This is a genomic window from Domibacillus sp. DTU_2020_1001157_1_SI_ALB_TIR_016 (assembly GCF_032341995.1).
In the GTDB taxonomy this organism is placed as follows: Bacteria; Bacillota; Bacilli; order Bacillales; family Domibacillaceae; genus Domibacillus; species Domibacillus indicus_A.
Genome location: NZ_CP135439.1, coordinates 675031 through 699213, shown reverse-complemented (window position 1 = coordinate 699213; position 24183 = coordinate 675031). Strand labels below are relative to the sequence as shown.

Below are 24183 nucleotides of genomic sequence, written 5' to 3'. Positions count from 1 at the left end.
TTATTTTTTTCCGTTTTTTCACTAGTTTCATAATACTACAACCAAAGTTCTGTAAGGGAAGTTTTTTATAATCAGAGACGGACACAGCCTATTTTCGGCTTTTTTGGCAAGTTCCTTTTTAACAAAAGCGGCTGTTTCCCAACGTTTCTCCCTGTCCTTTTTGCGGCGGGCCGGCGGCTATTTTAATCACACCTTATTCCATAAATTCATATAAAATAAAGAGCTAAAAAGTATGGAATGGAGGCTTTGGTGTGAGCCGAACGAAACGATATGTTCTGGCGCTTTTCATGGATTTCGGAATTCTTTTTCTTTCTGTTGCGCTTTCCTGCTTTGTTTTCTATGAAAACGGCAGAGGGGTCACATTTTCCCAAATGGCGTACATCTTCGCCTTGTTTTGGATTGTACTGACGATCGGATTCCACCTTTTTCACCATTATCGCCACTTATGGCGTTTTGCCAGTATGGGGGAATCAAAAGTCATTGGAAAAAGCTTCACATTTACTTTCGTAACAGGCGGCATGCTGCATCTTCTTTTTACGGAGTGGGGGGTAACCACCCTGCCGTACTCTCTCCTTTTTATAACATGGACCGTTGCCCTGGCGGCCTTTTTATTTTCACGCTTGATTTTATGGTCTGTAAATGAAAACAAAGGCATTCCCAATAAAAAAGGAAAGCGGACACTCATTATCGGTGCTGGTAATGCGGGGATTTTAGTGGTGAAAGAGCTGAAAAAATCGATGGACCCTTTTTTATATCCCGTTGCTTTTATTGACGATGATCCCGAAAAACTTGGTCTGAACGTCCGGAATATGCCGGTTGCCGGCACAACCAACGAGATTGAACGGGTCATTGAACATTTCCATATTGAAACAGCCATTATCGCCATTCCCTCAGCTTCCGGAAGCGATATTACCCGAATCGTAAAAAGCTGTCAAAAATGCGGCGTCACTGTCCGGATTCTTCCGCGTATTACAGATATTATTAACGGTCGTGTTACATTGAGCATGATCCGTGAGGTCAACGTGGAAGATTTGCTTGGACGCCCGCCGATCCAGCTGGATGTTCTCGGCATTTCTCACTATGTACAAGAAAAAACCGTGCTGATTACCGGAGCGGGCGGCTCGATCGGCTCGGAAATCTGCCGGCAGATTTCTTCATTTCATCCAAAAAAAGTGCTTCTGCTTGGCCACGGTGAAAACAGCGTATATGCAATCGAAAAAGAACTCGAGCAGCTTTATCCTCACCTTCCCATTCAGGCACTGATTGGCGACATTCAGGATAAAAACCGGCTTGAACATATTTTTTCTATTTACCGTCCCCAGGTTGTCTTTCATGCCGCTGCACACAAGCATGTCCCTTTAATGGAACACAATCCGACGGAAGCCGTTAAAAATAACATCTTCGGTACGAAAAACCTGGCAGAGTGTGCCGATCAGTACAGCGTTGAAACGTACGTTCAAATTTCCACAGATAAAGCAGTGAACCCAACGAGCGTAATGGGTGCCACAAAACGGGTGGCCGAGCTTATTATCCAAACGTTGAATCAGCAGAGCAAAACGAACTTTGTCGCGGTCCGGTTCGGTAACGTACTAGGAAGTAGAGGCAGCGTGATTCCTTTATTTAAAAAACAAATTCAAAACGGCGGCCCGGTCACAGTCACGCACCGGGATATGACCCGTTATTTTATGACCATTCCGGAAGCCGTACAGCTTGTGATTCAAGCAGGGGCGCTTGCAAAAGGCGGCGAGATTTTCATTTTGGATATGGGCAAGCCGGTTAAGATCAGCGAACTGGCCCGTAATTTAATTACCTTATCCGGCCTGACACCCGGCAAAGACATCGAGATCCGCTATACAGGCATGCGCCCCGGGGAAAAACTGTACGAAGAACTTTTTACAACAGAAGAAGGCCACACGGCTTCCAAGCATGAATTGATTTACACAGCCAGAACAACGAACGGATCAAAGATCGACCTGCCATTCTGGCTAAACCGGCTGGAGCAGCTTGTTTACGAGACAGGAAACGAAGAAACCGATACGGCAATTAAATCCGTTTTAAAAGAAATCGTTCCTTCTTATCAGATTGATTTCTTTTTCTCATAACAAAATAAACTTCCCATCTTTACGATAAGTAACTGTCTTCTTGCTTTCTTGTTCGTACTACTTTAGCAGGAGTACCATATGCAACCCCGTATGGACCAATACTTTGAAGCACCGTTGATCCAGCTCCAATAACGGTATGCTCTCCGATACTCACTGAGTGAATGACCTTGGCTCCAAGCGATACAACTGCACTGTTTCCTGCTTTAACATTCCTGCCCAGCACCGCGCCCGGAGCAATGCTGACAAAGTCACTGAGTATGCAGTCGTGATCAACTGAGGAGTTTGTATTAATAATAGAATGCTCTCCTATAATTGTATTTCGGTTAATGACCGCACCTGCCATCACAACCGTACCATCTCCTATTTTGACATTGCTGCTAATGCAGGCCGATGGGTGTATGATGGAAACAAAAGAAAAGTCAGGGACGAGTTTACGAATGGTTTCAACCGTTTTTTTCCGCGTCCAATTGTCTTCAATCGCCACAATGCCTCCACACACCTGTTTGCCCAATTTAAGCAAAGTGGGCTCTGTTCCTACTATCCGATATCCATATATACTCGTGTTAACAGGACGAACCGTATCAATAATGCCATATATAGCGTATTTTCTTTCCTTTTCAATAGCATCAATAATGACGCTCGCATGTCCACCTGAACCGATGATGATGATTTTTTTCACACCAATCACCTCGCATTGTTTTACCAATGTATGCCGGCCTCTCGACTATATGCACTTTGTCTTTGCCAATACTGGACAGGGTTGCTTTTCCTAAAACAAAAAAAGCCTTGCGAATAATTCGCAAGGCTTTTATAAATAGGTGCTCCATACAAGTATGGAGACGGCGGGAGTCGAACCCGCGTCCAAAGATAACGGCACCTGAGCGTCTACGGGCGTAGCTGCACTATTTCGATCTCGCCGGCCCAACTGCCGCACAGCAGGCGTTTGGATCGGCCAGCCTGATTAGTCTCTTCTCTCATCCCCAGGCGGAGGAATTGAGCGTAGTCCGCTTAAAGTGAGCCCCTTACCCGACTGCACGGACAACAGCGGGAGGAGCACAGGCTAACCTAAATTAGGCAGCTTGTAGTTGAGTTTGTTGTTTGCCAGTTATTATAGGCAAGTGCGTTTTGACAGAGCCGACCCTCTGGCCCGCAGCCCAGGCTCGAACTACCCCTGTCGAATCCGTAACGTCCCCGGATTAGATTTGAACAGGATGTTCTAGCTTATGCTAAGACATTCCCTGACAAAGTAGTATCGAAGCATAGCTGCTTCATCGTGACAGAATCTATCATACCACAAACAAACTAGTTATTCAACCCTTTTGACGATCACGAAAGGCGCGCTCAATGTCGCGTTTTGCTTCTTTCTGCTTTAAATCTTCGCGTTTATCATATTTCTTTTTCCCTTTTGCAAGGCCAATTAACAATTTTGCATATCCGTCTTTTAAATAAAGTTTTAAAGGAACGATCGAGTAGCCCGCTTCTTTCGTTTCACCGATCAATGTATTAATTTGCTTCCGGTGCAGAAGAAGCTTTCGCGTACGGAGCGGTTCATGGTTATGAATATTTCCCTGCTCGTACGGGCTGATATGCATATTGTGGACGAACAGTTCGCCATTTCGAATGCGGGCGAATGAATCTTTTAAATTCACTCGTCCCGCCCGGATTGCTTTAATTTCGGTTCCTAAAAGCACAAGACCCGCTTCATATGTTTCTTCAATAAAGTAATCGTGGCGCGCTTTTTTATTTTGCGCGACCACTTTTCCTTCTCCCTTTGGCATTGGCTCATCCCCACTTTCTTACTTGCGTTTCTTTTTCTTCGCAATTCCTTCATAAAATTTACGTTTTTTCTTTTTTTTCGGCGGCTGGTTCGACCATTCGCCGCCCTCTTTCACATCTGGAAGCGCCGGTTTTCTCGACGGTCTGTCTTCCCGTTTAATGGCTTGTGCTTTCTTGCCGCGGCCGCGCGGCTTTTTATCCGCTTTGCCCTCTATTCCAGCTGGACGCTGGCGCTGTTTTTTCATGCCCACGATTTCAAAATCGACAGACTGTTCGTCTTTATTTACATCACGCACACGGACGGTAATTTCGTCCCCAATGCGGAAGACGTTGCCGGTCCGCTCACCGATCATGGCATAGTGGCGTTCATCATAACGATAATAATCATCTGTCATATACGAAACGTGAATCAGACCCTCAATCGTGTTTTCAAGCGCCACAAACATACCGAAGTTGGTAACAGAGCTGATAACCCCATCATACTCTTCACCGATTTTATCAAGCATAAATTCTGCTTTTTTCAGCTCGTCGGTATCGCGTTCTGCATCAACAGCCCGGCGTTCCATGCTGGATGTGTGATCAGCGATTTCCGGAAGGCGCGCATCCCACTTTTCCCGTGTTTGCGGCGTAAGATCACCGTTGACTAAATACGTGCGAATTAAACGATGGACAATCAAATCCGGATACCGGCGGATTGGCGAGGTGAAATGCGTGTAAAATTCTGCTGCAAGCCCAAAATGCCCTAAGCTGTCCGCATTATATTTTGCCTGCTGCATGGACCGAAGCATAACAGTAGAAATAACTGTTTCTTCCGGCGTGTCTTTCACGTTTTCAATAATTTCCTGCAGGGCACGCGGATGAACAGAATTCGCTGTCCCTTTCACATTCAAGCCAAAATTCGTCAAAAACTCAAAAAAGCGCTGCAATTTATCTTCCTTCGGATCTTCGTGAATCCGGTATATAAACGGAACATCCATCCAGTGGAAATGCTCTGCTACCGTTTCATTCGCCGCAAGCATAAATTCTTCAATCAGTTTTTCGCCGACAGAACGTTCCCGAATGACTACATCAGTCGGATGCCCGTCTTCATCTACAAGCACTTTTGCTTCCCTGAAATCAAAGTCAATGGCACCCCGGTCCGTGCGCTTTTGGCGTAAAATGGCCGCCAGGTCTTCCATTCGCTCAAACATCGGCACAAGTGCTTCGTACTTAGCGCGCAATGCTTCATCTTTATCAACCAAAATCCGGTTTACATCTGAATAAGTCATTCGTTCTGTCGTTCGGATAACACTGTCAAAGATTTCATGGCTGACTACTTCACCAGATGCGTTAATTTCCATTTCACACGACATTGTTAAACGATCTACTTTAGGGTTCAATGAGCAGATGCCATTGGACAAGCGGTGTGGAATCATCGGGATTACCCGGTCCACTAAATAAACACTTGTACCACGCTCATAGGCTTCCCGGTCAATCGGGGAGTTTTCCGTTACGTAGTGGCTGACGTCGGCAATGTGAACGCCGAGCTTATAGTTGCCATTCTCAAGCTTGGTTACCGTGACCGCATCATCAAGGTCTTTTGCATCCGCTCCATCAATTGTCACGATGACTTCATCGCGAAGATCCCGGCGGTTCGCGATATCTTTCGGATCAATTTCATCCGGCACCGCATTCGCCTGCTCCAGCACTTCTTCCGGAAACTCCTGCGGCAGGCCGTGTTTATAAATAATCGACATAATATCGACGCCAGGGTCGTTCTTATGCCCGATGATTTCTTTTACTTCGCCTTCTGCCGCCTGGCGTCCTTCCGGCCAGCGCGTGATATGGACAACAACTTTGTGGCCGTCAATCGCACCGGCTGTTTTTTCTTTTGGGATAAAAATATCAGCGGTAAATTTTTTATCGTCTGTTTCCACAAAGCCAAAGCTTTTTTTGTCGATGAACGTACCAACAATATCCGTCTGGCCGCGTTCTAAAATACGGACAACAGTACCTTCCCGGCGTGTCCCGTTTTGGTCTTCTTTCGTCACACGGACAAGCGCGGTATCACCGTTTAGAGCTCCGTTCGTTTCATGCGGCGGAATAAATACATCATCCATTCCCTGCTCATCCGGCAGCAGGAAAGCAAACCCTTTTGCATGTCCGGAAATCTTTCCGCGCACAAGGTTCATTTTCTCCGGCAGGCCGTATCGATTTGCGCGCGTCCGCACGACTAAACCGCGCTCTTCCATGTACACGAGCGACTTAACAAAGTCGCGGAACCCTTCTGAGCCTTCAATGCCAAGCACTTCTTCAAGCTCCTGTACTGTGAGCGGCTTGTACGATTCTTCTTTCATATACGTCAATAATCGATCGACGATTTTCTCTATGTGCTGGTCCATCTGGAACCCGCCTCCTTTTGCGAAGTTACACGGTCCAGTCAAGCGTTTGGAGAAAGGCAAGAATGTCTGCATGCAGCTGCTCTTTTTCTTTATCCAGTGTAATCACATGACCGGACTCTTCGTACCACTTCAATTGTTTTTCGTCTGTTTCCACGCCTTCAAAAATCACATTGGCGCTGTTGGTATCAATCATTTTGTCGTTGCGTGCCTGAACAACAAAAACCGGTGCATAAATGTGGTCAATATGGCTGCGTACATCTTGTACAAGCTCACGAAGCGCCGCCAGCGTATTCATCGGTGTTTGTTTAAAGGCTTCTATTTCTTTTTCAATAACATCAGCGGATTTCCCTTCAAATTTCTTGAACCCGCGTGCGTATTCCACAACCCCATTGTACATCGTCTGCTCGTCTTTCATCGACATTGGGGCACACATTGGAATAATACCCTTTACAGGTTTAGTATAACCGAGTTTCAATGCAAAAACACCGCCGAGCGACAGTCCGCATACCGCAATTTCTTCATAGCCAAGGTTCAGCAGATGCTGATAGCCTTCCTCCACATCCTTCCACCAGTCTTCAGGACCCGTTTTCACTAGTTCTTCAGGCGGAACCGCATGTCCTTTATAGTGTGGTGCATGTGATGTATACCCATTTTTCTCAAGAAAACGGCCGATCATGCGCACGTCAGATGAATTTCCAGTAAAACCGTGTAAAAGTAAAACAGCCCGTTTTCCCGCTTCGAATGTAAATGGAGTTGGCAGTGTTAATTTCATGTGAGTCAATTCCTTTCTTTTATCGGATGATGAAGGCTTTGGGGCATAAAAAAAAGCGATTCAGCCGAATCGCCTTTTTTATTATAAACCAAAGTAAGAAAGCGCAATTGTTAAAACAAAAAACAGAACAGACAAAATCACTGTCAAACGATGCAGCACAAGGTCAATCCCGCGCGCTTTCTGTTTTCCAAACAATTGCTCCGCACCGCCGGAAATCGCGCCAGAAAGCCCTGAGCTTTTCCCAGACTGCAGCAAAACAACCGCAATAAGCGCAATTGCTACAATCACGAGCAGTACAATAAGCACTGTATGTAACATATTTTTACCTCCATCAAAGACGAACCTATAGATGAGTGAATTATATCATACTTTCTGCACACGCGCAAAAAAGCCCGGCGGCCGCCGGGCTTTCGTTTGTTCTTATTTTTTCAAGTTGTAGAATGTGTCGTTGCCAAGGTATTGAGCAAGTTCACCCAGGTTGTCTTCAATGCGAAGAAGCTGGTTGTATTTTGCTACGCGATCCGTACGTGACGGTGCACCTGTTTTAATTTGGCCAGCGTTTGTTGCAACTGCGATATCAGCAATTGTTGCATCTTCTGTTTCACCAGAACGGTGAGAGATAACCGCTGTATAGCCAGCGCGTTTTGCCATTTCGATTGCATCAAACGTTTCAGTTAATGTACCGATTTGGTTTACTTTGATTAGAATAGAGTTACCTACGCCGTTTTTAATACCTTCAGAAAGCTTTTTCGTGTTTGTAACGAACAAGTCATCACCAACAAGCTGTACACGATCACCAAGGCGCTCAGTAAGCAATTTGTGGCCTTCCCAGTCGTTTTCATCCAAACCATCTTCGATTGAAACGATTGGGTATTTGTTTGCCATTTCTTCGTACCAGTCAACCATTTCTGCAGATGTTTTCACAACGCCTTCGCCAGAAAGGTGGTATTTGCCGTCTTCTTTGTTGTAGAACTCAGAAGAAGCAGCGTCCATTGCCAATTTAACTTCTTCGCCTGGTTTGTAGCCAGCACGTTCGATTGCTTCGATAATTGTTTGAAGAGCTTCTTCGTTTGAACCAAGGTTTGGCGCGAAACCACCTTCGTCACCAACTGCTGTGTTCAAGCCTTTTTCATGAAGAACCGCTTTTAGGTTATGGAAAATTTCTGCTCCCGTGCGAAGCGCTTCTTTAAATGTAGGCGCGCCAACAGGCATGATCATGAATTCCTGGATATCAACGTTGTTATCCGCATGCTCGCCGCCGTTTACGATATTCATCATTGGAACAGGAAGCTGCTTGCCGTTTACGCCGCCAAGGTATTCATAAAGGTATACACCATGGTAGTCAGCTGCTGCATGTGCAACGGCCATAGATACACCAAGGATTGCGTTTGCGCCTAGCTTGCCTTTGTTTTCTGTGCCATCAAGCTCGATCATCGCTTTGTCGATACCGATTTGATCTGTAACAACGTAGCTTCCTACGATTTCTGGAGCGATCACTTCGTTTACGTTTTTAACAGCCTGCTCAACACCTTTGCCAAGGTAGCGGCCTTTGTCGCCATCACGAAGTTCTACTGCTTCGTATTCACCTGTTGATGCACCAGATGGAACAAGTGCGCGGCCAAATGCGCCGGACTCTGTGTATACTTCTACTTCGATTGTTGGGTTTCCACGTGAATCAAGTACTTCGCGTGCATATACGTCTGTAATTACTGGCATTGTTTATTCTCTCCCTTAATGGTTAATTAATGTTTTTCCAGTCATTTCAACTGGCTGTTCTACATTTAATAGATCAAGCATCGTTGGCGCCAAATCGCCGAGGATTCCTTCATCGCGCAGTGTGATGCCTTCTTTTGTGACAATAACCGGAACCGGGTTCGTTGTGTGAGCCGTCATTGGATTGCCTTCTACGGTTACGACTTCATCAGCGTTACCGTGATCAGCGGTAATAATCGCTGTGCCGCCTTTTGCCAGGATCAAGTCTACAACCCGTCCCAGGCACTCATCTACTACTTCAACTGCTTTAATCGTCGGTTCTAAAAGTCCTGAGTGGCCAACCATGTCTGGATTTGCAAAGTTCAGGATGATCGCATCCTGTTTGTCGCCTTCGATTTCGGCTAGTAACGCGTCCGTTACTTCATATGCGCTCATCTCTGGCTGCAAATCGTATGTTGCCACTTTCGGTGAGTTTACCAAGATTCGTTTTTCACCAGGGAATTCCCCTTCACGGCCGCCGCTCATAAAGAACGTAACGTGCGGGTATTTTTCCGTTTCCGCAATGCGAAGCTGGCGAAGATTGTTGTTGGCTAATACTTCCCCGACAGTATTTGATAAATCTGTTTTGTTATACGCGATAACGCCTTTAACTGTTTCCGAATATGGTGTCATGCAGACGAAGAACAAGTCTTTAGGACGGAATTCGCCACGATCGAATCCCATAAAGTCTTCGTTTGTAAACACATTCGCTAACTGAATCGCCCGGTCAGGACGGAAGTTAAAGAAAATTACGGCGTCGTTATCTTGAACTTTCGCAATTGGCTTACCGTTTTTACCGGTGATGACAGCCGGTACAAAAAATTCATCGACAACGTCCGCTGCGTAAGAGGCTTCAAGTGCTTCAAGCGGATCATCAAACTTTGGTGCATCGTTTTGCGCAATTGCATCATATGCTTTTTGAACACGATCCCAGCGGTTATCGCGGTCCATTGCATAATAGCGTCCAGAAATTGTCGCAAACTGTCCAACACCAAGCTCATCCATTTTCGCTTGTACATCTTCAATGTAGCCTTTTGCTGTTTTAGGTCCAACATCGCGGCCGTCCAGAAAAGCGTGAACATACACTTTTTCAAGACCCTGCCGTTTTGCAAACTCAAGCAGCGCTTTTAAATGATCAATATGGCTATGTACGCCACCATCAGACAGAAGCCCAAACAAATGAAGAGCTGTTCCGTTTTTCTTCGCATGCTCAGCTGCTTTTACGAACTGCTCATTTTCAAAGAATTCCCCTTCACGAATCGCGATGTTAATTCTTGTTAAGCTTTGGTATACAATCCGCCCAGCACCAATATTCATATGACCTACTTCCGAGTTGCCCATTTGGCCCTCTGGAAGACCTACTGCTTCTCCGCTTGCTGTCAACTGTGCATGAGGGAATTGGTTCCAGTAGCGGTCAAAATTCGGCTTATTGGCCTGCGCGACCGCATTACCGCTCGTTTCAGCCCGGCAGGCGAACCCGTCGAGAATAATGAGCGCAACCGGTCCTTTAGCCATTGTTTACAGCCTCCAAAAGAGCAAGGTATGATGCCGCATCCAAGCTTGCGCCGCCGACAAGTGCGCCGTCGATATCCGGCTGTGCCATATATTCTGCAATGTTTTCAGGTTTTACACTGCCGCCGTATTGGATACGGACAGAATCAGCTGCTTTGTCTGAATAAAGGCTGCGAACTGTTTCACGGATTTCTGCACACACTTCGTTTGCATCGTTTGATGAAGACGATTTGCCTGTACCGATTGCCCAGATTGGCTCATAAGCAATAACAGAGCTGCTTACTTGCTCTTCTGATAAGCCTTCAAGTGCTGCTTTAATTTGACCTGAAACAAATGCATTTGTTTCGCCTGCTTCACGCTGTTCAAGCGTTTCACCGCAGCAAATGATTGGTGTCATGCCATGGTTAAAGATCGCTTTTGCTTTTTTATTTACAGACTCGTCTGTTTCGTTGAACATTTCACGGCGCTCTGAATGGCCGATGATCACATATTCAACTCCAAGGTCCGCAAGTGCTTTCGGGCTGATTTCACCTGTAAAGGCTCCGTTGTCTTCAAAATGAGCGTTTTGTGCACTGATTTTCACATCTGTTCCTTTTACCGCTTCAACAAGCTGTCCAAGGAACAAAGCAGGCGCACCAATTACGCTGTCCACTTGTTCTGATGATGGTACTTTTCCTTTTACATCGTTTGCGAACTCAATTGCTTCGCTAAGCGTTTTATTCATTTTCCAGTTTCCTGCAATGATCGGTCTACGCATGAATAAATCTCCCTTCTGCTGCTTCGAAATTACTTATCGTCAAGCGCTGTAACGCCTGGAAGTTCTTTACCTTCCATAAACTCAAGGCTCGCGCCGCCGCCTGTTGAAATGTGGCTCATTTTGTCCGCAAGGTCGAATTTTTCAACCGCTGCTGCTGAATCGCCGCCGCCAATAACAGAATACGCATCAGAATCAGCGAGTGCTTGTGCCACACCTCTTGTTCCTTTTGCAAACTTATCAAGTTCAAATACACCCATTGGGCCGTTCCAAATGACAAGTTTTGAGTTTTTAATGGTTTCTGCATACAATTCAATCGTTTTTGGTCCGATATCAAGTGCTTCCCAGTCAGCTGGAATTTGATCGATTGGTACAATTTTTGTGTTTGCATGCTCACCAAAATCATCTGCTACAGTAACATCAACCGGCATCAAGAATTTCACGCCTTTTTCTTCGGCTTTTTTCATAAATTCTTTTGCCAGATCCATTTTGTCTTCTTCTAAAAGAGATTTTCCGATTTCATGGCCAAGAGCTTTTACGAATGTATACGCAAGACCGCCGCCAATGATCAAGTTATCTACTCTATCAAGCAGGTGATCAATCACACCGATTTTGTCTCTTACTTTCGCTCCGCCGACGATCGCTGTAAACGGACGATCTGGCTCAGACAATGCTTTTCCAAGCACATCCAATTCTTTTTGCATCAAGAAGCCGGAAGCAGATGGAAGAAGATGAGCAATTCCCTCTGTAGAAGCATGAGCACGGTGAGCCGCACCAAACGCGTCATTTACATAGATGTCTGCAAGCGAAGCAAATTCTTTTGCCAGCTCTGGATCATTCTTTTCTTCGCCCGGATAGAAACGAACGTTTTCAAGAAGAAGAATGTCGCCTTCTTTCATGCCAGAAATCGCTTCTTTCACACTGTCGCCGTAAGCTTCATCCACTTTGGCGATTTGTTTGCCTGTAAGCTCAGCCAAGCGGCGTCCAGCTTCTGTCAGGCGCATCTCTTCGTTTACTTCTCCTTTTGGACGGCCAAGGTGGCTTGCCAGAAGGACGATGGCTCCCTGTTCAGACAAATACTCAATTGTCGGAATCGCGGCACGGATACGTGTATCATCCGTAATTTTGCCATCTTTCATCGGAACGTTGAAGTCAACGCGGCAAAAAACGCGTTTACCTTTCAAGTCCAAATCTTTAATTGTCTTTTTGTTCATCAAGAAGACCTCCCAGTGTAATTGAAAAGCGAAAGCTAAGCGTGCAGCATTCCGCCGACATCGTTCGACGCTGCTTTAGCAGCGGAACAGATAACGGCTTACACACAAAAAAAGGGAGCGGGGATTGTATCCCGCTCCCCGTTTCACCTTTTCATTATAGATGGTGAACTGTTGATTTCCAAGTTATAGCTTAAAAAATCAGTGTGTTTTAATTAAAGACCTTTTGCAGCGATGTATTGAGCAAGGTCAACAACGCGGTTTGAGTAGCCGTTCTCGTTATCGTACCAAGAAAGAACTTTTACCATGTTGCCTTCCATAACCATCGTTGAAAGAGCATCGATTGTTGAAGAAGCTGGTGAGCCATTGTAATCAGATGATACAAGTGGAAGCTCAGTGTAAGCAAGAATACCTTTAAGGTCGCCTTCAGCAGCTGCTTTTAGCGCTTCGTTTACTTCTTCAGCTGTTACATCCTGCTTCAATTCTGCTACAAGGTCAACTACAGAAACGTTTGGTGTTGGAACGCGCATAGCCATACCGTTTAGTTTGCCTTTCAATTCAGGAAGCACAAGAGAAACGGCTTTCGCTGCACCTGTAGAAGTTGGGATCATGTTTTCTGCTGCTGCACGCGCACGACGGTAGTCAGAGTGTGGCAGGTCAAGAATTTGCTGGTCATTTGTGTAAGAGTGAACTGTTGTCATCATACCGCGTACGATACCGAATTTTTCGTTCAATACTTTTGCAAATGGAGCCAAGCAGTTTGTTGTACAAGATGCATTTGAAATAACTTGGTGGTTCGCTGCATCGTATTTATCTTCGTTAACACCCATAACAATTGTGATATCTTCATCAGATGCCGGAGCAGAGATGATGACTTTTTTCGCGCCGCCTTCAAGGTGTTTCGCTGCGTCTGCACGTTTTGTGAAACGGCCAGTTGATTCAACAACTACTTCCGCACCGTTAGCTGCCCAAGGAATTTGTGCTGGATCGCGTTCAGCTGTTACTTTTACGCGCTCGCCGTTTACAACGATTGTATCGCCGTCAACTGTTACATCCGCGTCAAGTGTGCCGTGAACTGTATCGTATTTTAAAAGGTGTGCAAGCATATTTGCATCTGTAAGGTCGTTGATTGCTACAACATCAACTTCCGGATTTTTAAGTGCTGCGCGGAATACGTTACGTCCAATACGTCCAAAACCATTAATACCAATTTTTACTGCCATGAGTGATTTCCTCCTCGAAATTGTTTATCAAACCGCCAGTTCAAATGAGAACTGCCGGATGTTCGCGTTAAGATAGGTCTTCAAGCAATTCTCTTGCGGCTGCTTCGTCTGTCACTAAAATATCGAGCTTTGGTGATCCGTTTAAATATGAACGAATCGCTTTGCCTTTTGATGCGCCGCCTGCCGCCGCAATTACGACTTTGGCATGCTGCAGATCATCCAGTTTCAAACCGATTGTTGATAGCTTCTGAATCACTTCGCCTTCTTTGTTGAAATAGTAGCCAAATGCCTCTGCTACTGCTTCATTTTGTTCCAGCATCGCAAGTTCCGCTTCTGGTGTTTTGCGGCGCTTTGCCATCGAAATTGCATTCCCGACGCCATGGAGAACAATGTCTGCAGACTGGATCATGCTGACTGCTTCTTTGATCGCCGGCTCCTGAAGAAGAGATTCGCGCACGTCAGGGCTGATTCGCTCTGGCGCGTACAACACACGGTGTGACCCGTTTGTATTCTGTGCCATTAATGCAGCGATCGTGTTGGCTTCATTGCGGACATCATCCCCAATACCGCCCCGCGCCGGCACAAATAACACTTGTTTCCCTTCTGCAAAATCCGGTTTCATCGTTCTTGCTGCTTCCGCCATTGTCGAGCCGCCTGTTACAGCGATGATAGTTTTACCGCTGAGCCTGCTCTTTATGCGGCTTACGCACGCCTCACCGATTGCTTTTTTCACGAATGCCGATTCATCACAATTGCCAGGCACAATAACAGCTTCCGATAAATTGTAGCGGGCCTTCAGCTCTTCGGCCATTGAATCAATGCCTTTAAGCTCGAGCATCAGCTCTTCCAGCTCCCTCACCACATCCATACCCGTTTCTGTTAATTTCATGCCTGATGCACTGAAATCGAGCAGTCCGCGCTCTTTTAAAAACTCCGCTTCGCTTCTTACAACACGTTCCGTCATGCTTAGTGACTGGGCAAGCGTACGTCTGCCAGCTGTCCCGGCAATTCGAACCGCCTGCAAAAGACGATAGCGTTTTTGCATAATGTCAAGCAGGTCCGGTACGAGCTGCTGTTGAATATTTAAGATCGGTTTCATATCCCGCGCTCCTCTTCGGTCTTTGGGTTCTCTTTCGTCCCAGTTGAAACTTTTAATGTCCCACCCCGGCGAAAAAAATTTTTCCCTGCTTACAAATCCATTGTAGCAGGGCATTATTTAAAAATCAACGAAAAGAGCTCGTTATTTTTTTAAATTATTCGTTAACTCTTCCTTTCAGTTGTGTTAAGAGAGAGAGGCGTTCCACGTGGCCATAAGCCATAAGCTCTCCCCCCATTTCAACAACCGGAATCATTAATCCGTATTTTTCTGTCCATTCATCTTTTGTATCAATGTTTCGTTCAAGCATCTCTATATTCAATTCCTGCGCGATGGGGACGACGACTTTTTTAGCGTCGTCACACAAATGGCAGCCTGGTCTTGTATAAAAATAAATCGTCATATGATCACTCTTATTCATATCTTTTGCGCTTTGCTGAAGATGGTATATTTAATTGTTCTCTGTATTTGGCGACTGTTCTTCTTGAAACAGCCATCCCTTCTTTTAAAAGCGCAGAACAAATAGCCTGGTCAGACAGCGGCTTTCTCTTGTCTTCCGCTGAGACGAGCGCTTGAATACGTATTTTCACCTGGTTGGAAGAGGCTGTTTCGCCTTCTTCTGAGGAGGCAGCCATACCGGATGGGAAAAAGGTTTTTAATTCGTATGTGCCAAACGGAGTCTGCATGTACTTCCCCCGTACGGTCCGGCTTACGGTTGATTCATGAATGTTCAGCTCTTCAGCAATGTCTTTCATCGTAAGCGGCTGCAGAGAGCCCGGTCCGTCAAAGAAAAAACGGCGCTGCTTTTCTACAATTTTAAGTCCTACCCGCTGTATGGTCTGCTGTCTTTGCTCAAGGCTTCTCATAAGCCACTGATAGTCTTTTTCTTTTTCTTTTATAAACCGCTTCACTTCTTTGTCCGCGTGTGAAGCCAATTCATTAAAATATTCTTTTTCAAAAATAACTTTCGGTAAGTCGTCATCATAAAGATGGACTTCTATGGTCTCTCCGCTAACGGTTACCGCTACATCAGGCTGAACATAGCAGGAAGACCCGTTTCCGAAAGAAGCACCCGGCTTTGGATTTAACGTTCGAATAAAATCAGCCGCCTGCTGAATGTCCTTTAGTTCAACACCAAGCTTTTTGGCGAGCGGCTTCCATGTTTTATTGGCAAACTCGATAAAATGACTGCGAAGAATCGTCTCCGCTAAAAAAGGTGCATCCAGGCGCCGTTCCACCTGCAGAAGAAGACATTCCTGCAAACTGCCGGCTCCAATTCCTGCCGGCTCCATCCACTTGATCATATCGAGTACCAATTGGACTTCGTCTTTGTTCTCCCCCATCAAGACGGCTGCTTCCTTGCTATCAATTGTCATATAGCCGTTTTCGTCCATGTTATCTAATAAAAAACGAAGAATCCGTTTTTGTTTATCCGTTAATTCTTTCAACTGAAATTGAGCCTGCACATAATCCGTGATGGTATAAGAAGAATCCGCAATGTGCTCGATCCAGTTTTTATCATCTGCCGCTTTTGCTCCTGACTGGGCACGCTCTTTTTTATGAAGCGCTTTCAATGAAGGCGTTTCTAATTGAATAAACGGGTTCTCGACGGCCTTTGTTTCCAAAAACGCTGCCAGCTCCTGCGCTGAATATTGAAGCAATGTAATGGCCTGCGTTAATTCCTGCGTCATGGCCAGCTTCATCGTCTGCTGCTGCCAGAGTCCCGGCTTCATTTGCATGTTCATCCCATCTCCCCCTTACCGCTATTATACAGATTAGCGGCATGAAAAAAAAGACCCGCTGCAGCAGGTCTTTTGAAATTCCTTATTTTTCTTCTTTGTTTGTAACTTCATTACGTGTAACGATATGGTCTACAAGGCCATATTCTTTCGCACGATCCGCTGTCATAAAGTTATCCCGGTCTGTATCGCGTGCAATGACTTCAAGCGGCTGGCCAGTGCGCTCTGACAGGATGCCGTTTAATTTCTCACGAAGGAATAGAATACGCTTCGCTGCAATTTCAATTTCTGTTGCCTGGCCCTGTGCTCCGCCAAGCGGCTGGTGAATCATGACTTCACTGTTCGGAAGAGCGTAACGCTTGCCTGGTGTACCTGCAGCAAGAAGGAAAGCCCCCATGGAAGCAGCCATACCGATACAGATCGTCTGTACATTCGGTTTAATAAACTGCATTGTATCGTAGATCGCCATACCAGCTGTGATACTGCCGCCCGGGCTGTTGATGTAGATAGAAATATCTTTTTCTGGGTTTTCCGCTTCAAGGAACAAAAGCTGAGCTACGATTGAGTTTGCCACATTATCATCAATGCCGCTTCCAAGCATAATAATGCGGTCTTTCAACAAACGAGAATAAATGTCATACGCGCGTTCACCGCGGTTTGTTTGTTCAATAACTGTAGGAATTAAATTCATATTGTGGTTCCTCCTTTGGATAATAGCTTTATTGTTTAACCATCATACAATCCAAGGTCAGTGAAGGTCAAACATTATGCTTTTGTTTATGTACGTTTTCTTCTTTTCCCTTTCAAAATCCTGCTAAACGAAATTGTTTTTCTTTCCGCAAATATTTTTTCGAATTTCTATTGCATTTATTCAAACCTTACTCTATAATCTTAAATTGTACTGTAATTCACATGTCCTCGTGGTGCAACGGATAGCACGCAAGCCTCCGAAGCTTGAAATGCAGGTTCGATTCCTGCCGAGGACGTCCCAAAAACCAGCGGCTTATTCTTTAAGCTGCTGGTTTTTTATTTTTCTTTTTCACCTATGACAGAGTTAAGATGTGAGCAGCCTGACCCGTCATCCGCTCTTTTGGCATATCAATCACCCTTCTGTAATGCAGCTTCTGTCTATTGTGCAAAAAAAGCGCCCTGCCGAATTGGCAGGGCGCTTTCTTACATCCATTCTTCCCGTTCGATGAGTGAAGCCATTTTTTCAACCGCTTCCTCGCTGTCGCGGCCTTCTGCGCTGATTGTCACTTCTTCTCCGGTGTTCAAAGCAATGCTCATGATCCCCATAATGCTTTTCGCATTATATTTTCTTCCGTCTTTCTCAAGAAAAATTTCCGAATGAAAGCGAGCTGCTTCCTGTACAAAAAGAGCAGCCGGTCTTGCCTGTAAACCAGATTTTAATTGTACATGTACTGTTTTTTCTGCCATGTTGCCACATCCTTTTTATTTCTCGGCTGCCGCCATTTCACCGGCCCGGATCTTATCTGCTATTTCGTCAATTTTGCGCAGACGGTGGTTAATGCCTGATTTGCTGATTGCTGCGCCTGATACCATTTCTCCAAGCTCTTTTAATGTTACATCTTGATGAAGAACCCGCAGCTCTGCAATTTCACGCAGCCGGTCCGGCAAAATACCGAGACCGACCGTTTGATCAATAAACTTTATATTTTCGACCTGGCGCAAAGCCGCCCCGATCGTTTTGTTCAAATTCGCTGTTTCACAGTTTACAAGACGGTTGACGGAGTTTCTCATGTCACGGACAATCCGCACGTCTTCAAACCGCATGAGCGCGCTGTGCGCTCCTACAATACTAAAGAAATCAGAAATTTTTTCTGCTTCTTTTAAATACGTAATAAATCCTTTTTTTCGTTCGAGCGTTTTCGCATTCAAGCTAAATTCATTCATTAAAGTGCATAACGCTTCATTATGCTCCTGATATAAAGAAAAAATCTCCAAATGGTAAGACGAGGTTTCCGGATTGTTGACCGAGCCCCCCGCTAAAAAAGCGCCGCGCAGATACGCACGCTGGCAGCAATTTTTTTCCGTTATCCGTGAAGCAATATGATGAATAAACGAAAAGCCGTCTTCGATAATGCCCAAGTCGTCTAATATAACCTGTGCATCTTCCTTTAACCGCACAATATAGACATTATTTTTCTTTAACCGCATTTTTTTGCGGACCAGCAATTCAACCGCCGCGTCATAATTTCGTTTAATTAATACATAAATGCGCCGGGCAATGGCCGCATTTTCCGTTTGAATGTTTACAACAAGCTGCCGGTTTGAAAACGACAGGGAGCCATTCATCCGGATCAGGGCAGATAGCTCTGCTTTCGCGCAGCATCCGCTTGTTTCAATCGTCGTTAACTCTTTTTTTGTTTCTGATGCAAAAGACACCACCATCCACTCCTCTCTTGATACCCGCTTACCGTTTTGGGATGAGGCGCACAAGTATTTCAGCGACTTTGGCTGTATCATGGCGGATTGTAGAATTCTCGAATGTCAGAATGTCATCAAAAATGGCATCCAGCCCGAGCCCCCGCAGCCTTTCCACGTCATACACAACCGGTTTCGCCATTTCTTCTTTGTACAGTTCCTGTATGTCTGCCGGAACGGGTTCCTTATTTACTAAAATCGTGTCCATCGCCGAGCAGTTCAAGTGATCATAGATCGCTTGAACATGATCTGATGCTGTAAAATCAAGGGTTTCCCCTGCCTGTGTCATTAAATTGCAGATATACACTTTTTTTGCCTTTGAAGCACAAACTTCTTCCCCTATTCCAGGCACAAGCAAATTCGGCAGAATACTTGTATATAAACTGCCTGGACCGAGAATAATCATATCTGCTTCCCGAATAGAACGGATCGTTTCTGGAAGCGGCTCAATGTGCTCCGGTGTTAAAAACACCCGGCGGATTTTTTTGCCAGAATAGGGGATTTTAGATTCACCGGACACAACCGTCCCGTCTTCCATCTCCGCATGAAGTACAACGCTTTGATTGGCAGCCGGAAGCACTTTTCCCCGAACATTGAGCACCCGGCTCATTTCCTGAATCGCATGCCCGAAATCGCCTGTAATCGAAGAAAGTGCGGCAATCATTAAATTGCCAAGGGCGTGCCCTGACAATTCATTGTTTGTTGTAAACCGATGCTGAAACAAAGACTCTACGAGCGGCTCTACATCGGAAAGCGCCGCCAGCACATTGCGAATATCACCAGGCGGCGGAATGTTTAGTTCGGACCGGAGCCTTCCAGAACTGCCCCCGTCATCTGCTACAGTGACAATGGCGGTAAGGTCAATCGGATGGCGCTTAAGCCCCCGAAGCAGGACTGAAAGACCGGTCCCCCCGCCGACTATGACAACTTTCGGCTGCCGGGACGTCATGCTTTTGGGGCCTTTCGCTTGTCAATGTCACGGTGTGTCACGCGTGTTTTGTACCCGTCTGAAAAATGATTGGCCAAATACTCCGCCAAAGCGACAGACCGGTGCTGTCCGCCAGTACAGCCAATGGCAATCACCAGCTGTGATTTGCCTTCCATTTTATAATGCGGCAGCATAAAGGTCAGCAAATCGGTCACTTTTTCTAAAAACTTCTGTGTGTCATTCCATTTCATCACATATTCAGCCACGTCTGTTTCAAGTCCTGTTCGTGGACGCATGTGCTCAATATAGTGCGGATTCGGCAAAAAACGAACATCAAAAACAAGATCCGCGTCAATCGGAAGGCCATGCTTAAAGCCGAATGACATAACATTTACCGTAAAAGACGCCTGTTTATTTGGTGAAAACTCTCTCATAATATTTTCACGCAAATCCTTTGGCTTCATTTGAGATGTATTTAAAATCATATTTGCACGGCCGCGCAGGTCGTTTAACAGCTCACGCTCCTGATGAATGCCGTCAAGCGGGCGATCATCACGCGACAGAGGATGCGTACGGCGTGTTTCTTTATACCGGCGCACCAATACTTCATCTTCTGCATCTAAAAATAACACTCTTGGTGCCGTGTTTAATGTTTCTGCCGCTTCATCAAGAGCGGTTTGTAGGTGGTCAAAAAATTCACGACCGCGCATGTCCATAACGATGGCTACTTTTTTTAGCTTTTGCCCCGAATCTTTCATCAACGTTAAAAACGGCTGCAGGAGTGTTGGCGGCAAATTGTCCATACAATAAAAGCCAAGATCCTCAAAGCTTTGAACGGCCACCGTTTTACCAGCTCCAGACATTCCTGTAATAATTACAAGCTGTACATCATTCGCCATTGTTAGTCCCCTCTCTTCCATCAGCTTGGGTCCAGTCGATACGAGATCAACTCAAAATCAGGTGTATATGTAAAGGCTCCATAAAGCAGGCCGGTCCCATGCACCATATATTCAAGCAGATGGCGATCTCCTTCTGCCATCGGCAGTTCTTTTAATTCTTCAACCGGCTTCCAGTGCAAATCGCCTTCCCGCGTGTGAGTCAGCGGACTGCCATCGGCCTGGTCTGCAAAAAAAGTGAACATCATCCATTCATCCATCACTTTTTCGCCATCTTTAATAATAAATGTGAAAATTCCTTTTACATTCGGGTTTCGCAAATATAAACCTGTTTCCTCCCGATACTCTCGAATCACTGCATCCCGTACGGATTCACCAGGCTCCATTTTGCCTCCTGGCGCCACCCACCAATTACGGCGGGGCTTTTGCATTAATAAAACCTGCCCATCTCTCATCAATACACAATTTGTGACACGCTGCACAATAACACCCCCGTCAAACTGCCAACAGATATTTCCTTCATTATACGGTGACAGCCGAATAAGTGCAACGCTGCCGGGTGTTTTTCATAAGAAAAGCGAAAACGGCCGTTTAGCCCCGACAGGCATAAGACGACCTGTCGGAGTGGCGCTTTTTGCCACATAGACAGGTTGACTTATGACCCCGAGGGGCTGGCCGTTGCAGCTGGACAATGTTAGAGCATTATTTTATAAAGGATCAAAGGCTAAAAGCGCGACGTCCTGTCGCTACGCCTTTGTGATCCTGAATGCAATGGATCAAAAGCCAAAACCGCTGCGTCCTGTCGCAACGCCTTCGTGACCCTGAATGCAATGGATCAAAAGCTAAGGTCGTCGCGTCCTGCGACAACGCTTTTGTGACCCACTTCCTGTGGGCCTAAAAAAAGCGCCTGGTACTGAGTACCAGGCGCGTGTAAAAAAGCTGCAGGGGGCAGTTTGATTACATCTTTACTATACCACCCTTATATTTCAAAATGATGACGAGAACGTAAAGAAAAGGTTACGCTTTTACACCGAGTTCTTCTTTTAATTCTTCTACGAAATGCTGGGCTGCTTGGGCAGCGATACTTCCATCTCCTGTAGCTGTAACGATTTGACGAAGCATTTTTTCGCGTACGTCACCGGCTGCGTAAATGCCAGGAATTTTCGTTTCCATTTTCTCATTCGTTACAATGTAGCCTTCATCATTTGTGATGCCCAGGCTTTCAAATGGCTTTGTCAGCGGCACCATACCGATGTAAATAAATACACCATCTGCCGGGAATGGGCGCTCTTCACCCGTTTTAGTTGAAACAAGCGTTACGCTGCCGACTTTCCCATCTTTTTCGTTAATTTCTTTTACTGTGTGGCTCCAGACAAAGTCTACTTTTTCATTCGCAAAAGCGCGGTCCTGCAAAATCTTTTGTGCGCGCAGTTCATCGCGGCGGTGAACAATCGTTACTTTTTTCGCAAAGCGTGTTAAATAAACGCCTTCTTCAACGGCAGAGTCTCCGCCGCCCACAACAACAAGTTCTTTTTCTTTAAAGAACGCGCCGTCACATACTGCACAATATGACACACCGCGGCCGCCTAGTTCATTTTCACCCGGCACGCCGATTTTTTTATATTGTGCACCTGTTGTAATAATGATTGCACGTGCTTTATACTGCTTTGAACCTGCATTAACGGTTTTATATTCCTTGCCGTCTGTAATGGATTTAATATCGCCGTATGCGTATTCAGCACCGAATTTTTTCGCGTGATCAAACATTTTTGTTGAAAGCTCAGGCCCTAAAATATGGTCATAGCCTGGGTAGTTTTCTACTTCTTCCGTATTGGCCATTTGCCCGCCCGGTACACCGCGCTCGATCATGAGCGTAGAAAGGTTAGCCCGGGATGTATACACAGCTGCCGTCATCCCTGCAGGACCGGCACCGATAATAATGACATCATAAATTTTTTCTTCAGCTGTCATGGTTGATTCTCCTTTATGATCAAAATAAATACCCTTAAGTGTATAAGTAAGATGTTACTTTCATCGTACTGAAATTCCTTTATTCCGTCTATTATTCTGCTCAAAGCAGGTGTTCACGAATAAATTTAGCGTACTTTTGTACCGTTGAAACAGACACGCTATATTTTTCCCCCGCTTCCGATTGACTAAACGGTTCATTGCGCAGTTTGTGCCATACGTATTCTACTGCAGCGGCAAGACCGGCTGGCTTCGTCATCTTTGCTTTTTGATATTGCAGTTCCAGGAAAATAGAGAACCACATTAAGAACAATCCTGCTTCCTGTGAGCCAAGCGGCCGGAAATGACGGTATAAAACAAGAGCCGTTTCATGAGCAAGACGCGTATTCATTTCACTTAAAAGCATGTGATCGATCGGCATGCCAAGGATGTCCGCCAAATAAATTTTTTCGTATGGCTGCAGTGTTTCAATGTCACAAAACTTCGGATGCGTCATGATTTCCTTATGATCAGCCGCTAACGAAAGCAGGAAAATGCCGAATAATCGCTCTTCATCCCGTTTCCCATTTAAATAGCCGATAATCGCTTCCGGATCACGTTCTATTTCACTTTCTGCTCTTCCAGCTCCCCACGGCTCAAGTCCCTCTTTTTCCGGATTATCCTGCAATACTTTTTTCCAGGCCGAGCGTGCGGTTTGCGGATGGTCTGTGTGGTGGGCTGCATAGGAAAGCCAGTAGTAAAACCCGGCGTCTCCCTCAAACCCGCTTTTCTGGAGTTTTTTCAGCCAGCGGTAAGCCTCTTTATATCGTCCAATCAGGGCAAAGGTAGCACCGATTTTAAATTGCTGATCTGGGATAAGCGGCTGAATTTTCGCCAGCTGGTCTGCTAAATCGTTCAGTTGTTCCTGCTTTTTTTCGTAAAAGTAAAACACGATTTTATTACAGATGGCATGTAAGTTGCCCGGGTTGCGCTCAAGTACATCCTCAAGCACCCCGTATGCTTTTTCTGATTGTCCAAGATAAAAATAGGCCAGTGCAAGATTATTGTATGCTGCCCAGAAATCCGGGTACTTCTTAACTGTTTCTTCTAAGTGTTCCGCCGCTTTGGCAAAATGGCCGCTTTCAAGCAGGAACCGTGATTTTTCCTGCATTTCAATCATCTCATCCTGTTCGGATAAATCCTCGAACTCTTCTTCATGATCGAGCGTAATCAAATCGAGCAGGTCTTCCGCATCTTCTCGGTACTCCCCGTGCTCAGCTAAATCCAAATACATTTGTGCATGGCGAAAAGCTTCTTTAAACGAACCGAGGTGTGCATAATTGTTCGCAAGGAAATAATGACACTCCGTCATATGCGGATCCAAGTCATCCAGTACAAAATGAAGCAGGCCGTTTGATTGCTCATAATGCCCAAGCTCCGTTTCCACAATGGCGAGCTGACAAGCAATAATAGGTTCCAGCGGCTCAAGATCCATGGCACGCGAAAGGTATTTTTTTGCTTTCGGCAGCTCTCTTTTTTCAAGTGCCTTCATGCCTTTTATATAATAAAACTCTCCTGTCGGAAAAAATGAGACAACATTCTCTTTCTGTTTCCGACGCATTGAGTCATTTCCCATGAAAATCCTCCGT

Annotated in this window: 22 protein-coding genes, 1 tRNA gene and 1 other RNA gene; 2 read left to right on the top strand and 22 right to left on the bottom strand. The window is 45.5% G+C overall.

Annotated features, from left to right (window positions below; all coding sequences use genetic code 11):
• Window positions 1-251: 251 nt before the first annotated feature.
• Window positions 252-2102 (top strand): polysaccharide biosynthesis protein, encoded by a 1851-nt coding sequence (locus RRU94_RS11325; RefSeq protein ID WP_315694370.1) that lies wholly within the window; start codon window positions 252-254, stop codon window positions 2100-2102.
• 19 nt (window positions 2103-2121) lie between these two features.
• On the opposite strand, the gene RRU94_RS11320 is transcribed toward RRU94_RS11325, so the two are convergent.
• The 15 genes from RRU94_RS11320 to clpP all read right to left on the bottom strand — a co-directional run bounded on the left by RRU94_RS11320 (window position 2122) and on the right by clpP (window position 17009).
• Complete coding sequence (locus RRU94_RS11320; protein WP_315694369.1) at window positions 2122-2808, bottom strand: acetyltransferase; 687 nt, start codon at window positions 2806-2808, stop codon at window positions 2122-2124.
• A gap of 125 nt (window positions 2809-2933) precedes the next feature.
• Window positions 2934-3295, bottom strand: a transfer-messenger RNA (tmRNA) gene (gene ssrA / locus RRU94_RS11315).
• 117 nt (window positions 3296-3412) lie between these two features.
• The gene (gene smpB, locus RRU94_RS11310; RefSeq protein ID WP_046174343.1) at window positions 3413-3880 is read right to left on the bottom strand and encodes an SsrA-binding protein SmpB; all 468 of its coding nucleotides are present in this window, start codon (window positions 3878-3880) and stop codon (window positions 3413-3415) included.
• Window positions 3881-3898: 18 nt separating this feature from the next.
• Window positions 3899-6259: a ribonuclease R gene (gene rnr, locus RRU94_RS11305; protein ID WP_315694368.1), complete on the bottom strand. Its 2361-nt coding sequence runs from the start codon at window positions 6257-6259 to the stop codon at window positions 3899-3901.
• 25 nt (window positions 6260-6284) lie between these two features.
• Window positions 6285-7031, bottom strand: coding sequence for an alpha/beta hydrolase (locus tag RRU94_RS11300; RefSeq protein ID WP_251270010.1), 747 nt, complete (start codon window positions 7029-7031; stop codon window positions 6285-6287).
• 81 nt (window positions 7032-7112) lie between these two features.
• Window positions 7113-7349: a preprotein translocase subunit SecG gene (secG, locus tag RRU94_RS11295; protein ID WP_251270011.1), complete on the bottom strand. Its 237-nt coding sequence runs from the start codon at window positions 7347-7349 to the stop codon at window positions 7113-7115.
• A gap of 102 nt (window positions 7350-7451) precedes the next feature.
• Complete coding sequence (gene eno, locus RRU94_RS11290) at window positions 7452-8747, bottom strand: phosphopyruvate hydratase (protein WP_242231831.1); 1296 nt, start codon at window positions 8745-8747, stop codon at window positions 7452-7454.
• Between the two features lie 15 nt (window positions 8748-8762).
• Window positions 8763-10298 carry a 2,3-bisphosphoglycerate-independent phosphoglycerate mutase gene (gene gpmI, locus RRU94_RS11285; protein WP_315694367.1) on the bottom strand — a complete coding sequence of 512 codons (1536 nt, stop codon included), beginning with the start codon at window positions 10296-10298 and terminating at the stop codon, window positions 8763-8765.
• Window positions 10291-11052, bottom strand: coding sequence for a triose-phosphate isomerase (gene tpiA, locus RRU94_RS11280; protein ID WP_251270013.1), 762 nt, complete (start codon window positions 11050-11052; stop codon window positions 10291-10293). Before tpiA ends, gpmI begins: the two co-directional genes overlap by 8 nt.
• A gap of 29 nt (window positions 11053-11081) precedes the next feature.
• Window positions 11082-12263: a phosphoglycerate kinase gene (locus tag RRU94_RS11275; RefSeq protein ID WP_315694365.1), complete on the bottom strand. Its 1182-nt coding sequence runs from the start codon at window positions 12261-12263 to the stop codon at window positions 11082-11084.
• Window positions 12264-12475: 212 nt separating this feature from the next.
• On the bottom strand, window positions 12476-13483 hold the full coding sequence (gap, locus tag RRU94_RS11270) for a type I glyceraldehyde-3-phosphate dehydrogenase (protein WP_315694364.1): 1008 nt from the start codon (window positions 13481-13483) through the stop codon (window positions 12476-12478).
• A 67-nt stretch (window positions 13484-13550) separates the two neighbouring features.
• Entirely contained in the window at window positions 13551-14582 is a 1032-nt protein-coding gene (locus tag RRU94_RS11265) for a sugar-binding transcriptional regulator (protein ID WP_251270016.1), read from the bottom strand.
• 154 nt (window positions 14583-14736) lie between these two features.
• Complete coding sequence (locus tag RRU94_RS11260) at window positions 14737-14982, bottom strand: glutaredoxin family protein (RefSeq protein WP_315694362.1); 246 nt, start codon at window positions 14980-14982, stop codon at window positions 14737-14739.
• 10 nt (window positions 14983-14992) lie between these two features.
• Window positions 14993-16324 carry an RNA polymerase factor sigma-54 gene (gene rpoN, locus RRU94_RS11255; protein WP_315694361.1) on the bottom strand — a complete coding sequence of 444 codons (1332 nt, stop codon included), beginning with the start codon at window positions 16322-16324 and terminating at the stop codon, window positions 14993-14995.
• 79 nt (window positions 16325-16403) lie between these two features.
• Window positions 16404-17009 (bottom strand): ATP-dependent Clp endopeptidase proteolytic subunit ClpP, encoded by a 606-nt coding sequence (gene clpP, locus RRU94_RS11250; protein WP_242231838.1) that lies wholly within the window; start codon window positions 17007-17009, stop codon window positions 16404-16406.
• A 223-nt stretch (window positions 17010-17232) separates the two neighbouring features.
• Here clpP and RRU94_RS11245 point away from each other — a divergent pair.
• Window positions 17233-17304, top strand: a tRNA-Arg gene (locus RRU94_RS11245).
• A gap of 187 nt (window positions 17305-17491) precedes the next feature.
• Here the strand turns inward: RRU94_RS11245 and RRU94_RS11240 are convergent.
• The 7 genes from RRU94_RS11240 to RRU94_RS11210 form a co-directional block, all read right to left on the bottom strand.
• Window positions 17492-17755 (bottom strand): HPr family phosphocarrier protein, encoded by a 264-nt coding sequence (locus RRU94_RS11240; protein ID WP_315694359.1) that lies wholly within the window; start codon window positions 17753-17755, stop codon window positions 17492-17494.
• 15 nt (window positions 17756-17770) lie between these two features.
• Entirely contained in the window at window positions 17771-18724 is a 954-nt protein-coding gene (gene whiA, locus RRU94_RS11235; protein ID WP_315694358.1) for a DNA-binding protein WhiA, read from the bottom strand.
• Window positions 18725-18752: 28 nt separating this feature from the next.
• Window positions 18753-19712 (bottom strand): gluconeogenesis factor YvcK family protein, encoded by a 960-nt coding sequence (locus RRU94_RS11230; RefSeq protein WP_315694357.1) that lies wholly within the window; start codon window positions 19710-19712, stop codon window positions 18753-18755.
• A complete protein-coding gene (rapZ, locus tag RRU94_RS11225; protein ID WP_315694355.1) occupies window positions 19709-20590 on the bottom strand; it encodes an RNase adapter RapZ in 882 nt (293 codons plus the stop codon). The genes RRU94_RS11230 and rapZ overlap by 4 nt, the downstream gene beginning before the upstream one ends.
• Before the next feature lie 20 nt (window positions 20591-20610).
• A complete protein-coding gene (locus tag RRU94_RS11220) occupies window positions 20611-21069 on the bottom strand; it encodes an NUDIX hydrolase (RefSeq protein WP_309091106.1) in 459 nt (152 codons plus the stop codon).
• Between the two features lie 535 nt (window positions 21070-21604).
• A complete protein-coding gene (gene trxB, locus RRU94_RS11215) occupies window positions 21605-22558 on the bottom strand; it encodes a thioredoxin-disulfide reductase (protein WP_251270024.1) in 954 nt (317 codons plus the stop codon).
• Window positions 22559-22658: 100 nt separating this feature from the next.
• The gene (locus RRU94_RS11210; RefSeq protein ID WP_315694354.1) at window positions 22659-24155 is read right to left on the bottom strand and encodes a tetratricopeptide repeat protein; all 1497 of its coding nucleotides are present in this window, start codon (window positions 24153-24155) and stop codon (window positions 22659-22661) included.
• Window positions 24156-24183: the final 28 nt, after the last annotated feature.